17 protein-coding genes are annotated in these 16,419 nt (G+C 35.2%); all 17 read left to right on the plus strand.

All coding sequences use genetic code 11. The features are described from left to right. The first annotated feature begins 73 nt into the window (after nucleotides 1-73). On the plus strand, nucleotides 74-910 hold the full coding sequence (rfbD, locus tag ACJMML_RS01655; RefSeq protein ID WP_405305667.1) for a dTDP-4-dehydrorhamnose reductase: 837 nt from the start codon (nucleotides 74-76) through the stop codon (nucleotides 908-910). Then, entirely contained in the window at nucleotides 907-1,359 is a 453-nt protein-coding gene (locus ACJMML_RS01660) for a ribonuclease domain-containing protein (RefSeq protein ID WP_405305668.1), read from the plus strand. The genes rfbD and ACJMML_RS01660 overlap by 4 nt, the downstream gene beginning before the upstream one ends. A gap of 1 nt (nucleotide 1,360) precedes the next feature. Then, nucleotides 1,361-1,588 carry a barstar family protein gene (locus tag ACJMML_RS01665; RefSeq protein ID WP_405305669.1) on the plus strand — a complete coding sequence of 76 codons (228 nt, stop codon included), beginning with the start codon at nucleotides 1,361-1,363 and terminating at the stop codon, nucleotides 1,586-1,588. A 17-nt stretch (nucleotides 1,589-1,605) separates the two neighbouring features. Beyond that, nucleotides 1,606-2,472, plus strand: coding sequence for a glucose-1-phosphate thymidylyltransferase RfbA (gene rfbA / locus ACJMML_RS01670; RefSeq protein ID WP_405305670.1), 867 nt, complete (start codon nucleotides 1,606-1,608; stop codon nucleotides 2,470-2,472). Nucleotides 2,473-2,477: 5 nt separating this feature from the next. Continuing rightward, nucleotides 2,478-3,035, plus strand: coding sequence for a dTDP-4-dehydrorhamnose 3,5-epimerase (rfbC, locus tag ACJMML_RS01675; RefSeq protein WP_405305671.1), 558 nt, complete (start codon nucleotides 2,478-2,480; stop codon nucleotides 3,033-3,035). 8 nt (nucleotides 3,036-3,043) lie between these two features. Next, complete coding sequence (gene rfbB, locus ACJMML_RS01680) at nucleotides 3,044-4,051, plus strand: dTDP-glucose 4,6-dehydratase (RefSeq protein ID WP_405305672.1); 1,008 nt, start codon at nucleotides 3,044-3,046, stop codon at nucleotides 4,049-4,051. A gap of 218 nt (nucleotides 4,052-4,269) precedes the next feature. Next, nucleotides 4,270-4,536 (plus strand): hypothetical protein, encoded by a 267-nt coding sequence (locus tag ACJMML_RS01685; RefSeq protein ID WP_405305673.1) that lies wholly within the window; start codon nucleotides 4,270-4,272, stop codon nucleotides 4,534-4,536. Between the two features lie 16 nt (nucleotides 4,537-4,552). Further along, nucleotides 4,553-4,819: a hypothetical protein gene (locus ACJMML_RS01690; RefSeq protein WP_405305683.1), complete on the plus strand. Its 267-nt coding sequence runs from the start codon at nucleotides 4,553-4,555 to the stop codon at nucleotides 4,817-4,819. Nucleotides 4,820-4,825: 6 nt separating this feature from the next. Then, on the plus strand, nucleotides 4,826-5,914 hold the full coding sequence (locus ACJMML_RS01695; RefSeq protein ID WP_405305674.1) for a CDP-glycerol glycerophosphotransferase family protein: 1,089 nt from the start codon (nucleotides 4,826-4,828) through the stop codon (nucleotides 5,912-5,914). Nucleotide 5,915: 1 nt separating this feature from the next. Further along, the gene (locus ACJMML_RS01700) at nucleotides 5,916-6,875 is read left to right on the plus strand and encodes a glycosyltransferase family 2 protein (protein ID WP_405305675.1); all 960 of its coding nucleotides are present in this window, start codon (nucleotides 5,916-5,918) and stop codon (nucleotides 6,873-6,875) included. A 1-nt stretch (nucleotide 6,876) separates the two neighbouring features. Then, entirely contained in the window at nucleotides 6,877-7,836 is a 960-nt protein-coding gene (locus ACJMML_RS01705) for a glycosyltransferase family 2 protein (protein ID WP_405305676.1), read from the plus strand. Nucleotides 7,837-7,848: 12 nt separating this feature from the next. Continuing rightward, nucleotides 7,849-8,706: a glycosyltransferase family 2 protein gene (locus tag ACJMML_RS01710; protein ID WP_405305677.1), complete on the plus strand. Its 858-nt coding sequence runs from the start codon at nucleotides 7,849-7,851 to the stop codon at nucleotides 8,704-8,706. A 53-nt stretch (nucleotides 8,707-8,759) separates the two neighbouring features. Then, nucleotides 8,760-10,163, plus strand: coding sequence for an undecaprenyl-phosphate glucose phosphotransferase (locus ACJMML_RS01715; RefSeq protein ID WP_405305678.1), 1,404 nt, complete (start codon nucleotides 8,760-8,762; stop codon nucleotides 10,161-10,163). Nucleotides 10,164-10,321: 158 nt separating this feature from the next. Continuing rightward, nucleotides 10,322-12,922, plus strand: a complete 2,601-nt coding sequence (locus tag ACJMML_RS01720; RefSeq protein ID WP_405305679.1) for an OB-fold nucleic acid binding domain-containing protein — start codon at nucleotides 10,322-10,324, stop codon at nucleotides 12,920-12,922. 25 nt (nucleotides 12,923-12,947) lie between these two features. Continuing rightward, entirely contained in the window at nucleotides 12,948-13,883 is a 936-nt protein-coding gene (radA, locus tag ACJMML_RS01725) for a DNA repair and recombination protein RadA (protein ID WP_296782346.1), read from the plus strand. Between the two features lie 57 nt (nucleotides 13,884-13,940). After that, nucleotides 13,941-14,846, plus strand: a complete 906-nt coding sequence (locus ACJMML_RS01730; protein WP_405305680.1) for an AEC family transporter — start codon at nucleotides 13,941-13,943, stop codon at nucleotides 14,844-14,846. Nucleotides 14,847-15,144: 298 nt separating this feature from the next. Continuing rightward, nucleotides 15,145-16,419: 4Fe-4S binding protein (locus ACJMML_RS01735; protein ID WP_405305681.1), on the plus strand; the 1,275-nt coding region annotated here is incomplete at its 3' end.

Below are 16,419 nucleotides of genomic sequence, written 5' to 3' on the forward strand. Positions count from 1 at the left end.
ATTCCAACTCCTTTAATAATAAATATTACATCAAAGATATATAAAAACTAATATAAAAGTTTTAAGTGATAATATGAAAATTCTAATTACCGGTTCTAATGGAATGTTGGGACATGATTTAATCAATGCTTTAAAAAATCATGATTTAATCTTAACAAATTCCAAAACATTGGATATTACAGATAAAAATCATACAATTGACTTTATTTGTGATGCAAAACCTGACATAGTCATCAATTCTGCAGCCTATACTGATGTTGATGGCTGTGAGGAGAATCAAGACCTTGCATATGCGGTCAACGGGGATGGCGTTCGAAACTTGGCGCTGGCATGCAGGGAAGTTGACTGTCCACTTGTTCATATAAGTACTGATTATATTTTCAATGGCAAAAATGACAGGCCATGGGTTGAAGATGATGAGATTGGGCCAATAAGTGTTTATGGTAAAAGCAAGCTTAAGGGCGAACAGGCAATTATGGAAATCCTTGACAAATATTTCATTGTTAGGACTGCATGGTTATATGGAGTTAACGGTAAAAATTTCCCAAGGACAATGCTTGAACTGGCTGAAAGCCACTCAGAAATAACCGTTGTATATGATGAGGTTGGAACACCGACATACACTCCGGATTTGGCGCTCGGAATTTCAGAGCTAATCGAAACGGATTATTATGGAGTATATCATCTGACTAATTCAGGTAGCTGTTCCTGGTGTGAGTTTGCAAAATACATTTTTGAGGTTGCCGGCAAGGACATCAATGTGGTTCCTGTTACAGCATCTGAGTTTGCAAGACCCGCTCCAAGACCAAGTTATTCTGTTTTGGAAAATAGGAATTGGATAGAAAAAGGATTCAAACCACTTAGAAGTTATAAGGAAGCAATCAAAGAATATATTGAGTTGATTATATGAATAAAAAGTTATTTTTAATAATTGCATTGGCTATCGCTTTTGTCAGCATTTCGGCTGTCAGTGCTGGATTTTTCGACTTTCTAAATTTTGGAAGTGATGATGCAGGGGATGTCAATGTTGTTGAAAACGGTGAGTACTGCACTGTTAATGAGGTTTCAGCTTACATTAAGGAGTTTCATAAGCTTCCAAGTAACTATATAACAAAAAAGGAAGCCCAGAGTCTTGGATGGCATGGAGGACCCCTTAAGAAATATGCTCCTGGAAAAAGCATTGGTGGAGACAGGTTTACCAACAGGCAACATGTGCTTCCAGACAGCGATTCCAAATACATAGAATGCGACATCAATGCAAATGGAACACAGCGCGGCGCTGAAAGGATAGTATACAATACCGGAGACTATAAGGTTTATTACACTGATGATCACTACAATACATTCAAAGAGGTTTAAAATGCAATTGGACGGCAATTTGATTAAAAAGGAGGGGCATGACTATTTAAAGGATGCTTTGGATTTACCAGATTATTATGGAAAAAATCTTGATGCGTTATACGACTGTTTATGTGAGATGGAATGTGAAATTGAACTTGTTAATGCTGATGAAGTTAGTAGTGATATTATTGACACGTTTCAAGATGCGGCCGATGAAAATGATTTTTTAAAATTTAAAATAGTATAAAGTATATAAGTGATATTATGAAAGGTATAGTGCTTGCAGGTGGTTCTGGAACTCGCCTTTATCCGATTACTAAGGCGGTTTCAAAACAATTATTACCACTTTATGATAAACCAATGATTTATTATCCTATTTCAGTATTGATGCTTGCAGGAATTAAGGAAATATTAATTATCTCCACTCCTAGAGATTTGCCGATGTATAAAGATTTGCTTGGTGATGGATCCAGTCTCGGAATAAAATTTGAATATGCAGTTCAGGAAAATCCGAACGGTCTAGCCGAAGCATTCATCATAGGTGAAGACTTTATCGGGGATGATAATGTTGCACTTATTTTAGGAGATAACATATTTCATGGACACAGGTTCACTGAAATACTCAAAAGGGCAACTAATATTAAAGAAGGAGCAGTAATATTTGGTTATTACACAAATAACCCTGAAGCATTTGGTGTTGTGGAATTCGATGATGAATGGAATGTGCTGTCAATAGAAGAAAAGCCGGAAAATCCGAAATCAAATTATATCGTGCCGGGACTGTATTTCTATGACAATGATGTAATTGAAATAGCTAAAAACGTTAAGCCATCTGACAGAGGCGAAGTTGAAATCACTTCTGTCAATGAAGAATATCTGAATCGTGGAAAATTGAAAGTGGAACTTCTGGGAAGAGGCATGGCATGGCTTGATACAGGAACTCATGAAGGACTTCTTGAAGCAGCAAACTTCATTGAAACAGTTCAAAAAAGGCAAAGCCTTTATATTGCTTGCCTTGAGGAGATTGCATATCTTAAGGGATACATAGATGAAGAGCAATTATTAAAAACAGCCGAAGAACTTAAAAAAACCGATTATGGTGAATATTTATTTAATTTAGCTAAAAGATGATTATTATGGGAAAATTTAAATTCATAGAAACCGGAATTGAGGACATGTTTATTGTAGAGCCTACAGTCTTTGAGGACAACAGAGGATACTTTATGGAAACATTTCAGGAAAATGATTTTAAGGAAGCAGGGCATGATTTAACTTTTGTTCAGGATAATCAATCAAAATCCACAAAAGGCGTGCTTAGAGGACTTCATTTACAGTTAAATTATCCTCAGGGTAAATTGGTCCGTGTTATTAAAGGAGAGGTTTTTGATGTTGGAGTGGATTTAAGAGGAGACTCCCCAACTTATGGAAAATGGTGTGGAGTGATATTGTCCGAGGAAAATAAGAAACAACTCTATATTCCTCCTAAATTTGCACACGGATTTTTGGTATTGTCAGATGAGGCGGAATTTCTTTATAAATGCACAGAATTCTATCATGGCGAGGATGAAAGCGGAATAAAATGGGATGATGAAGATATTGCCATCGACTGGCCACTGGATGGAATTGATGAGATAATTTTATCAGACAAGGATACGGAATTGAAAAGTTTTAAAGAGGCTAAAATTAAATATTAGTGATTTTTATGGCAAACATTTTAGTTACAGGTGGAGCAGGTTTCATCGGAAGCAATTTTGTAAGATACATGGTTAACAAATACTCAGATTATCATATTATAAACCTAGATGCTCTAACCTATTGCGGAAACCTTGAAAATTTGAAGGACATTGAAAACAAGGACAATTACACTTTTGTTAAAGGAGATATCCGGGATAAGGATGTAGTTGATGAGCTGGTTAAAAAATGCGATTATGTCATTAATTTTGCGGCTGAAAGCCATGTTGACAGAAGCATAACCGATCCGGAAATCTTCATCAAATCAAACGTGCTGGGCACACAGGTTCTTTTGAATGCCGCCAAGGAATATGGTGTTGAAAAGTATATACAGATATCCACTGATGAAGTCTACGGTACTTTAGGAAAAACCGGATACTTTAGTGAAACTACTCCTTTACAGCCTAACAGCCCATATTCAGCTTCCAAAGCCGGCGGAGATTTGATAACAAGAGCATACTTTGAGACTTTTGGCCTGCCAATCAACATTACCAGATGCTCAAACAATTATGGGCCTTATCAGTTCCCGGAAAAACTGATTCCTCTGATGATTTCAAATACTCTTGAAGATAAGAAATTGCCTGTTTACGGTGATGGGAAAAACATCAGGGACTGGTTGCATGTGCATGACCACTGTACAGCCATTGATCTGGTTCTGCATGAGGGCAAGCTTGGTGAGGTTTATAATATTGGCGGCAACAACGAAAAGGAAAATATTTATATTGTTAAGCTGATACTTGAAACTTTAGGCAAGGATGAATCATTAATCGAATTTGTAACAGACCGTCTCGGTCATGACAGGCGTTACGCTATTGATTCAACAAAAATACAGAATGAATTGGGTTGGAGTCCTGAATATACCTTTGAAGTTGGTATTAAAGAGACAATCCAATGGTATCTGGACAACCAGGATTGGACAAATCAGGTTAAAAGTGGGCAGTATCAGGAATATTATGAGAAAATGTATGCAAATAGATAGGTAATTTACACTTGAAATATACCTCTTTATTTTATAATATTCATTTTTTCTTATTTTTTTTCAAATTTTGTTTAAATTGTTCTAGGATTTACGCCGCTTGTATTAATTAGTTTTCAATACCTAATCTATAAGATTCATTATAATTTAAGATAATTTTATATATTAATTTTGATAAAATAATAATGTTAATTTATTTTATTTGGGGAATGGTGATTTGGATGTTGGAGCAATATTTACCTTTTGTGGCATTGATTATTTTTGGTAATATTGAAAACTTGGTGTTATCTTCACAAGGGGTTGTAGCAGGCGTTAATCCAATTAAATTAGGTATTGCAAGTTTTATTTGTGTCGGAATGTGGTTGGCAATTGGAACATTTGGAACACAAATACTTATAGATTATGTAAGTTTCATTGAGTTCATTGGTGGATTGGCCATTTTCATTTTAGGAGCCCAAGCAATGATTACTTCAATCAGGGGTGAATAGTTTGGATCCTGAAATAATGCATTTTTTACCATTAATAGTTTTTGGAAATATTGAGAACTTGATTTTGGCGGCTCAGGGTGTTGCTGCACATGTTGACCCTTTGGGCTTGGCTATTTTGAGTTTTATAGCTGTTTTTTGCTGGCTTTTAATTGGAACATTCGGCACAAAAATAGCAATGAAATATGCAAGGGTAATCAATTTCATTGGCGGTTTAGCAATTTTCATTTTAGGTGTCCAAGCAATGGCTGGAGCAATTCCCGGAATGCTAGCATTTTTACATTAGATTCTCATGTCATATTTGAAGCATAAACTGTATGGTTTGATGTTTAGCTTATTTAAACATACAGATGTTGAAAAGAATAGAATTTCTTTTATAATTGATTCTCGTGAATCCTTTAAAGGCAATCTGGATTATATTAAAAAGGAATTCGAAAAGAGAGGAAACTTTGAATTCCATTTTTTTTACAAGGACAAATTATCTTTTGGCAGTTTCAAAAAACTGGCAGGCTCCAAGTACATCTTCTTAAACGATAACTTTTTCCCGCTTGCTTTCATGAAGTTCAAAGATGAAAATACAATTGTGCAATTGTGGCATGCTCCGGGTGCATCAAAAAAATTCGGAGGCTCAGTTGATGTTGAAAGCAGAGAGATATTGAGCAAAATTTCTGAAAATACGGATTGTTTAATCGTCACTTCTGAAAATATCATCGGATATTATAGCGAAGCTTTTCAAATGCCGGAATCCAAAATTAAAGCATTGGGTCTTCCCAGAATGGATTATTACTTTGAAGACCATGATTTAGATAAATTGAAAGGGGATTTTTGTCAAAAATATGATATCTCCAAAGATAAGAAAATCATTCTCTATGCTCCAACATTCAGAGACGAGGAAAAATATAATAACGTATTCAACTATTTGGATGTAGAAGATTTTAACAGGCAATTGGGAAATGACTATGTTTTGGCCTTGAGGCTTCATCCAAAGATAAAGAACTTTTATAAAGAGGACATATCTTCAAAAGGGAAATATATTGATGTTAGTGGATATGAATCCGAACAGGAGTTGATGCTAATCAGCGATATTTTAATAACTGATTATTCATCTATAATGATTGAATATTCAATTTTGGATAGGCCTACTGTATTTTTCACTTATGATTTGGATGAATATTTGGCAAATGAACGTGGATTTTACTATGATTTCAAAACAACCGTTCCAGGACCTATCGTTTACACATCTGATGAGTTGATTGGCACAATAAAAAATGATGAATTTGATAAAAGCAAAATATTAGAGTTTGTGAAGACTCAATTTGATGAAATAGATGGTCATTCATCTGAGAGAATTGTAGATTACCTTTTGAATAATGAGGGATAAAATGGATAATATTGATGTTAGTGTTATCGTTCCGGTTTTTAATAGTGAAGAGTATATAGGCACAACACTCGATTCAATAATTAATCAGGATTTTAAAAGTTTTGAATTGATTGTCATAGATGACGGGTCAACCGATAACAGCCTGGAAATCATTAATCAAAAATTGTCCAAATCAACAATTTCATATAATGTCATACATCAGGAAAATTCAGGCGTAAGCAGTGCAAGAAACCGTGGAATTGATGCTGCAAAGGGCAAGTATTTGGTTTTCATAGATGCGGATGATTATGTCACCGGAAATCATTTGTCAGAATTATATAATGGCCAAACGGATTTCAGTATGATTCAATTCATTAAAAAGGATGGAGATAAGTTATCATCGCCTCATCATTTTGCAGCCGAACTGATGTACTGCGATGATTTTATAAAAAAAGAGTTGAATATGGAAATGCCGTTCAACTTTTGGCAGCTGATGTATAGGGCTAGCCTTATCAATGATAATGGCATAAGATTCAATCCTAATCTGGTTTATGGCGAAGACATTGACTTTGCCCTCAGAGCATTGCTTTTTGGGGATGAAATTGCCATCAGCAATGAAGCCACTTATTATTACATCCAACACCCTCAGTCAGCCATCAATACAACCGAGTTCAGGCGCTTTGAAGTTGTGGATATTTTTGAGAAATTAGCGGAATTTTACAGGAGTCAGGGTAGGGATGACTTAGCCAACCTGATAATAACCTCCAGAATTCCAAAGGCCATATTTGGAAACATGAATTACTTTTTCTACAATGGATATGATTTCGATGAAGTAATCGGCAAAATGAAGGAACTCGATTTGCTTTCAAAATTATCCAGATATGAAGGAGACAGCAAATTCAAATCCAAAATAAAATTATTCTTATTAAGTCCAAAATTATATTATAAGACATGGAAAAGATTAAAAAATTCAATTGATTAGCATGAAGGTTTCTGTAGTTACACCAAATTATAATGGGGAAAGGTTTTTAAAAACATTCTTCGAATCTTTAGACAATGATTCAGAGCTCATAGGTGAAGTTATCATAGTTGACAATGGATCAACCGATGGAAGCCGAGAATATATCAAGAATAACAATTTCAAGTTTCCGGTAAAGCTCATAGAAAATACAGAGAATCTTGGATTTGCACCGGCAGTCAATCAAGGAATCAGAAAAGCCCAATATGAATACATATTTTCTTTAAATAATGATACTCAAGTTAAAAAAGGTTCAATTAAAGCATTGGTGGATTTGATGTCTTCAGATGACAACATTTTTTCTCTTCAAGCCAAGATGCTTCAATACGACAACAAGGAATTGATCGATGATGTTGGAGATGAATATAACCTGCTTGCCTGGACTAAAAAAACAGGAGAAAATCACAGATTCAGCGAATACACAGAAGTTTGTGAAATCTTTTCAGCCTGTGCCGGTGCGGCAATGTATAGGAAAGCTCTGCTTTTGGAGCTTGGAATGTTTGACGATAACTTTTTTGCATATATGGAAGATGTTGATTTGGCGATAAGGTCAAAAATCAACGGATACAGGAATTTACTATGTCCCGATGCAGTTGTATATCACATTGGCTCTGCTACATCCGGAAGCAGATATAATGAGTTTAAGGTGCGCCTGGCTGCCCGTAACAATGTATGGGTAGTTTATAAGAACCAGCCTATTCCAATGAAGATCGTGAATTTCATATTCTTATTTTTTGGATTTTTAATAAAATATCTGTTTTTCGTAAAAAAGGGCTTCGGTTCGACATACATCTCAGGCATAAGGGAAGGTCTTTCAACTCGAAGCAAAATAGATAAAGTCAAATTCAAATCAGGAAATACGAAAAATTATTTTAAAATCGAATACAGATTAATAATTAACACCTTCAAATTCATAAAAAAATAGCTAGTGAGTTTCATGGACCTTTCAGTAGTAATCGTCAATTATCAAACCTTTGAGTTAACAAGAAATACTATAAATTCCATTTTGGAATATGACTATCCATTTTCATATGAGATTTTTGTAGTGGACAATGCATCAGGAGATGACAGTTTAGCTCGCCTTAAGGATTATTTTAAGGATAAGGTTAAATTCATAGCTTCAAAGGAAAACAACGGTTTTGCAGCTGGTAACAATCAGGCATTAAGGCAAGCAAGCGGCAGATATCAACTTCTTTTAAACTCAGACACAATTGTATGGGAAAATACCCTTGAAGATATTTACAATTACATGGAAGAGCATGAGGACGTTGGAGCATGCGGATGCAGGGTTCTTTTGGAAAGCGGCGAACTTGACAAGGCATGCAAAAGGTCTTTTCCGAATGTAAAGAATTCCTTTTTCAGATTGTTCCACATCCCTACAAAAAGCAAAGACGACAATTATAATTTGACCGATTTGGCTGATGATGGGATTTATGAGATCGACTGTCTTACCGGAGCGTTCATGTTTATCAGAAAGGATGCACTCAATCAGGTCGGTTTGCTTGATGAGACATTTTTCATGTATGGCGAGGACATTGACTTGTGTTATCGTATTAAGCATGGCGGCTGGAAGATAGTTTACTATGGAAAATCAAAAATCACCCATCTTAAAGGCGCAAGCAGCAAAAAGCAAAAATCAAAATTGATTTATGAATTTTACCGTGCAATGTATATCTATTATAAAAAGCACCATGCAGGTGAATCAATATTCATTGTTAACTGGATTGTTTATTTGGGCATTGCCCTTTTATGCCTTTTGAAACTTTTTTTAAATTTGTTTAAAAAGAAAAGTTAATTAATATATTAAACTAATATATATTATAAAACTAGTTTTTTTAGGTAGTTAATATGATAAAGGAAAATCAAAAGGCATTGAATATATTATTGGTTTTAATCGATATTGTAGTGATATCCGTTTCACTTCTATGCTCATTTTGGTTAAGATTTAAGACTACTTTGTTTGGTCCAATTGGTGGTCATTTGGGCTTTTCCAGTTATCTTTTATTTTTAATATTGGCTGTCATTCCGGTTTATCTGATTTTATACTTTGCATTTGGTTTATATAAGCCTCGCAGAACATATAAAAACATATTTTCGGAAGCTACACAGATAATAAAAGTAAATATTATAGCATTTTTTGTTTTAGTTTCAATTCTATTCATCATAAACCAGCCGGACTTTTCAAGGATAATGCTGTTCTTGCTGTCAGTAATTGCAACATTCTTTGGAATAATCGAAAGATTCATTATTAGAAGTATTCTGAGGAATTTAAGAATTAACAACAAGAATCTGAAGCATATACTGATTGTTGGAGATAATGATTTGGCATATTCATTTGCCCACAAGATCCGTGAAAATCCTTATTTGGGATTTGTCGTCAGCGGATTTATAGGAAGGCTAGAGCATGTCGGCATGGAAATAGAAGGTAGCAGAGTCATCGGTTCATTTGAACAGTTGGATTTTATTCTCGAAAACAATAGGTATGACAGAGTTGTTTTGGCCATTCCTTTAAAGTACTATTATAAAATCGACGAACTAGTGGAAAGTTGTGAAAGAGTGGGGATTAAGGCGGAAATCATCCCTGATTATATCAGATATTTCCCAGCACAACCGTCTATTGACATGATTGAAGATATTCCGATCATTAATATTCGTTATGTTCCGCTCGATGACGATTTCAATAAGTTCCTCAAATTCATTTCTGATTATGTCATATCCATAATAGCAATCACTATAACATCACCCATAATGATTATTACAGCTATCGCTATTAAATTAACCTCTCCGGGCCCAATCATCTTTAAGCAGGAAAGGATGGGCTATAACGGTAAAACCTTCATGATGTATAAGTTCAGAAGCATGAAAGTTCAGGATCCTAGTGAAGAAAAATCCGAATGGACAACCCCCGATGACCCAAGGAAAACCAGGGTTGGGGATTTAATCAGAAAAACCAGTGTTGATGAATTGCCACAATTTTTCAATGTATTGAAGGGGGACATGAGTGTTGTTGGACCTAGACCGGAAAGACCTTACTTTGTAGAACAGTTTAAGGAAACAATTCCTAAATATATGGTTAAACACCAAGTAAAACCTGGATTGACAGGTTGGGCCCAAATTCACGGCTGCCGTGGAGACACTTCAATTAAAAAGCGTATAGAATATGATATTGAATATGTAGAAAACTGGCATATGGGTCTGGACTTGGCTATAATGATTAAGACAGTTTTAAAGAAAAATCCTAATGCATATTAGCACTTTTGTGTATCGGCACATATGTTCACTTAACTAATATTTATATTAAATTTTTTTAATAATATTGTTAGTGAGATTACTTTTCAAATGCTCTCTCTCTAACTTTATATAGGCCATGAATATAAAATTATAATTAACTTTTCTATGAGGGGTTTGGTATGCAAGAAAATATTTTACAAGAATACGAAAAAGTTAAAGATAAACTTTCTGAAGAAGAGTTCTTAGAAGAAATGGAAAGAATTAAATCAAGTAATGAAGATGTAGAATTTATAGATGATTTTAGTGCTGCACAACTAGTGGTTCAAAATCATAATGGTGTTGACACATCTATTTTTGATAACAAAGCTGAAGAATCATCATCTCAGATGTCTGATGAGCTTAAGGAAAGATTTGATAAGGTGAAAGATCAACTTTCTGAAGAAGAATTCTTTGAAAGGATGGAAAAATTTAGACAACAGGAAATAGATAATCCATTCATGACCGATACAAGTTTGGCTGACATGGTTGTTGGTGAGCTAGTTACTGAAGAACCTGAAATTGTTTCTGAAAAACCTGAATTTGCCGTTGACACAATTGATAAACTGGAAGCAAATAGCAGAGATGTTACAGTTGCAGGAAGAGTAATCTCAATTTCAAATCCAAGGTCATTTAAAACACGTAAAGGCCAAAGTGGTGAAGTTCAAAATGTTGAGTTAAAAGATAACACCGGTGAAATAAGGGCTGTTTTCTGGACTCAAAATATAAAATTGCTTAAAAATGTCACTGAAGGAGATATCATTCAGATTAAGAATGTTGACATCAAGGAAGGGTACTCCGGTCTTGAAGCTAACTTAAGACCAAGATCAGTTCTTGTCCATTTGGAGGAGGATCCGTCAAAATACCCTGCTTATGAAGAAGAAATAACAAAAATTGCTGATATTCAGCCTGAAACTAAAGTCAATATCATTGCAAGAATCATTAGAATTCCAACTATCAGAAGCTATGAAAAAAATGGAAAAGAAGGAAAAGTTGCATCTCTTGAATTACAAGATGATTCAGGACAAATCTCTTACACATTATGGAATAAAAATGTTGAATTAATCAATGATTTAAAATTGGAAGATGGGGACACAGTCAAAATTCTTCAGGCACAAGCACGTGAAAGACCAAACCGTGACGGTGAAAATGAAATCACATTAACCCATTGGGATGGAAGAATCATTAAAGGCGATTACGATGTTCCTGAAATTCAACAGGAATTCTTGCCTATCGGCGATTTAAGTGAACAAAAAGATGTTTCAATTATAGGTGTTGTTTCAAGACTCCAGGATATCAGAGTATTTACCAGAAAAACTGATAATACTGAAGGTAAATTAAGAAACTTTGATGTTAGAGACTCAACAGGCGAGATAAGAGTGACTGTTTGGGGCGATGACACTAATATTGTGATAAATAAAGGAGATTTCATTAAAGTCATCGGAGGGGATGTCCGTTATGACCAATACACCCAAAGCCAATACTCAATGAATACCAATTTCAACACTCAGATTACAGTTAATCCCGATAACCTATCAATCGATAAAATAGATGAGTTGGATGGAATCAGAAATGAATTACATCCTGTTTCAATTGGACAAATCCAGTTCGACTATGATGAGGATGGTGTTGAGATTGACATTATCGGAAGAATTCTCTCACTTGAAGAGCCTAGGGAATTCCAAAGGGATGATTCAAGTGTAGGTATTGTTCGCTCTGCACTCTTTGCTGATGAATCCGGTAAGGTAAGATTATCTTTCTGGAATGAAAAGGCTGAAGGAGATTATGCAGTAGGAGAGGCATACAGAATCGAAAATGCCAGAACCAGACTGGGCATGTACAGTGTTGATTTAAACATCGGCAGTGGTTCTAGAATTATTAGACTCTCTGAAGAACAAGCATCTGCAATGTTTATTCCTGAACTTGCTACATTGGAAAAAGCAATTTATGATTATAAGAAAATTGAAGACCTGGATGAAGATGAAGAGGATACAATCATCATCGGAAGAGTCATAGAATTAAATGATATACGTAATTTTGATAGGGATAATGGTGATACAGGATCTGTTAGAAATATTGAAATTGCTGATGATACAGGTTCAATTAGAGTGGTTTTATGGGATAATGATGCGAAAATGGATTTAGAGATGGGCCAACCTCTCAAATTACAAAACCCTCGTTTATCTCTAGATATGGATAATCGTCTTCAAGCTACTGTTTCTGGTGGAACAACTGTTTTAGAACCTAGTGAAAAAGAACTAGAAGAATTGCCATCACAAGAGGAGCTGATGGAATCAATATTTGTTGAAAAACCAATTGAAGCATTATTAGAAGATGATACCAATGTTCATATAACCGCAAGAATTAAAGAGGTATTTACAGACAGAATCTTACTTAAAAAATGTCCAAATTGTCGTGAAAATGTAGAGGAGTCCGAAGATGAATACATATGCGATAATTGTGGCCATATTTTTGATGAGCCTGATTATACTCTTATGATTCCTACAAGAGTTGAAGATGACACAGGCGAAATTCCGGTAACCTTCTTTGGCAAGTTAGCAGAAGAGCTGATAGAAAAAGATATAGATGAAATCATTTCTCTTGTTGATGATGGTTATGGAATTGAAGAAAAGCTTGAAGATTTAGTCGGTATGACAATTGAGATTATTGCTAATGTTAGTTTTAATGAATATTCTGAAGAAAATAGGTTAAACCCTAAAAAACTTTTGAAAAAATATTATTAGAAAATAAATTTAAGGAATGATAATTATGGTTGAATTAAGTGATTTGCCAGGTGTTGGAGAAAAAACAGCAGAAAAATTAAAAGATGCAGGTTTCGCTGATATGATGAGATTAGCTACAGCTACTCCTAAAGAGTTGTCAGTGAAAGCTGAAATCGGAGAAGGTGTTGCAGAAAAAGTTATTGAAGCTGCTCGTAGAGCTGAAAACATCACTTTTGAAACAGCATTGGAAGTTGATGAAAGAAGAAAAGATGTTGGACACATAACTGTTGGAAGCCAAGAATTCAATGATTTGATAGGTGGAGGAATCGAAACCCAATCCATCACTGAAGTATTTGGTGAATTCGGATCTGGTAAAAGTCAAATTTCCCATGAATTAGCAGTTACCGTTCAATTGCCGGAAGAACTTGGAGGTCTTGATGGTGAATGTGTATTTGTTGATACTGAAAACACTTTCCGTCCTGAAAGGGTAAGGCAAATTGCAGAAGGATTCGAATTAGACACTGAACAGGTTTTAAGCAGGATTCATGTTGCACGTGCATTCAACTCAGCTCACCAAATTTTAATGGTCGATAAAATCAACGAGCTTATCCAAAGCGGAGCCAATGTCAGATTGGTTATTGTTGATTCATTGATGGCTCACTTCAGAGCTGAATATGTTGGAAGGGAATCTTTGGCCGTAAGGCAACAAAAGCTAAACCAGCATTTGCATTCACTTCAGCAAATAGCTAACACTTACAATGTTGCAGTGTTCTTAACTAACCAAGTTCAAGCTAAGCCTGATTCATTCTTCGGAAGCCCTACAAAAGCTATTGGTGGACACGTTTTAGGTCACGCTTCCACTTACAGAATCTGGCTTAAAAAAGGTTTGGCCGGAAAAAGAATCGCACGTTTAGTTGATTCCCCTCATTTGCCTGAAGGTGAATGCGTATTTAAAATTACTAGCGAAGGTATCGTTAGCTAATTTTAATTTTTCTTTTTTTCTTAACTTTTTTATACTTTTTTTATCTAATACTTATTCATGAATGAAATTGAAGTTACTATTTTGTCAATCATCATAATGATTGGGCTTGGATATTTCCTTAAAAGAATCGATTTTTTAAGTGAAAAGGATATAGACCCCTTTAACAGAATAGTAATGTATATTTTAATGCCCTGCATGATTTTTCATGCTATATATTCGGCCGATTTATCACTTCTTTCGAAATTGGGCATTCTTCCATTTGTTATTCTAGCATCTTCATTTGTAACAGGAATTGTTTCATATTTCACTTTAAAACAATTAAAACTGGATGACATTACACTGTGGAGCGTATTGGTAACGGTAATGATTGCCAATACTGCATTTATGGGATATCCTGTCACCTTGGGTATTTTTGGACAAGAAGGTTTTCTAAGAGCGATATTTTGTGACATGGCTACATTATGCATATTTTTGATATTGTCATTTGTTTTAATCATGAAATTCGGCGGAACCGCTAAGACCGCAGTAAAAAAGATTGCCTTTTTCCCGCCGCTATGGGCAGTGATTTTCGGTTTGGGATTTAATTTCTTTAACATTCCTATCGGTCCCGTTTTTGATAATACCGTTAATTATTTGGGTCAAGGTGCAATTCCTTTAATCATGATTGCTTTAGGATTGTCTATTGACTTTTCTGCCATTAAAAGAAGTAAATACATGATTGTGTTCACATCAATTATGAAATTGGCATTTTTCCCATTGGTTGCATTCGTTGTAGCAACACAGCTGGGATTAATCGATCTTCAGTTTAAGATTTCCATTGTTGAGGCTGCAATGCCTTCGGGAATGATGTCACTGCTGCTTGCAATAACATACAAGCTCGACTATGAATTGACATCTGACTGCATATTAATCAACACTGTAATCTCTTTGATTACACTCCCGGCAATAATTATGTTATTGTAATAAAAAATTGAAAATTTATCTTAACCTAAATTTTTCATTTCATCAAAAAATAAATATTATGCTTTATTTCGATTAATATAATATAAAAAACTTTTATTTAAAGTTTAAAGCTATTTTAAAAGAGATTTCAGTTTCTCATATATAAACTTTACTCCAAGACTTTTATGAATAGCTTTATATATGTGTATTTACTACATTTATATATCTAATACTATGTAAAAATTTTTACAACTGTTTTTAAATTGCAATTTTTTATATATATTAGATATTTTTCACGACTTGTACAAGGTGAATTAATATGGCAGAAGAAATAAATAATAACGAAGAAATTAGGATAGGTGTTTACGTCTGTCACTGTGGTGTAAACATTGGTGGAGTAGTCGACTGTCCTGACGTTGCAGAGTATGCTAAGACATTACCTAACGTCGTTTACGCAACCGACTACAAATACATGTGTTCTGACCCTGGACAAGCTATGATCCAAGAGGACATCAAAGAGAAAAACTTAAACAGAATTGTTGTAGCAGCATGTTCCCCTCGTCTTCACGAACCTACTTTCCGTAGATGTGTAGAAGAAGCTGGATTAAACAAGTTCTTATTTGAATTTGCAAACTTAAGGGAACAAGACTCCTGGGTACACATGGACTTACCAGAAGAAGCTACCGCAAAAGCTAAAGACTTAACACGTATGGCTGTTGCTAAAGCAAGATTACTCGAACCATTAGAAGCTACTAAAGTAGAAGTAAACAACACTGCATTAGTTATCGGTGGTGGAGTAGCTGGTATTCAAACCTCATTAGACTTAGCTGATATGGGATTCAAAACCTACGTTGTAGAAAGAAACCCAACTATCGGTGGACGTATGGGACAATTAGATAAAACATTCCCAACACTCGACTGTTCAATGTGTATTTTAGCACCTAAGATGGTAGACTGTGCAAAACACGAAAACATCGAATTAATTTCCTACGCAGAAGTTAAAGAAGTTGATGGATTCATCGGAAACTTCACTGTAAAAGTTGAGAAAAAACCTAGATACGTAGACGAAGCATTATGTACTGGATGTGGATCCTGTCAAGAAGCTTGTCCTATCGAAATACCTAACTACTACGACGAAGGTGTCGGTATGGTAAAAGCTGCATACATCCCATTCCCTCAAGCTGTACCATTATGTGCTACAATCGACAAAGACTACTGTATCGAATGTAACTTATGTGTACAAGCATGTGGACCAGAAGCTATCGACCACAACCAACAACCTGAAGAAATTGAATTAGAAGTTGGTACTATCGTCGCTGCTATCGGTTACGACCCATTCGACCCATCCGGAATTTACCAATACGGATACGGCCGTTTCTCAAACGTAATTACCGCTATGGAAATTGAAAGAATGATCAACGCATCAGGACCTACCGGAGGTCACGTAATCAAACCTTCCGACGGTGAAGAACCTAAACGTGTTGCATTCATCCACTGTGTCGGTTCCAGAGATGAACAAATCGGTAAACCATACTGTTCCAGAGTATGTTGTATGTACTCCATGAAAAACGCTCAATTATGTATTGACCACGAA

This window comes from Methanobrevibacter sp. (genome assembly GCF_045130115.1).
Taxonomy (GTDB): domain Archaea; phylum Methanobacteriota; class Methanobacteria; order Methanobacteriales; family Methanobacteriaceae; genus Methanocatella.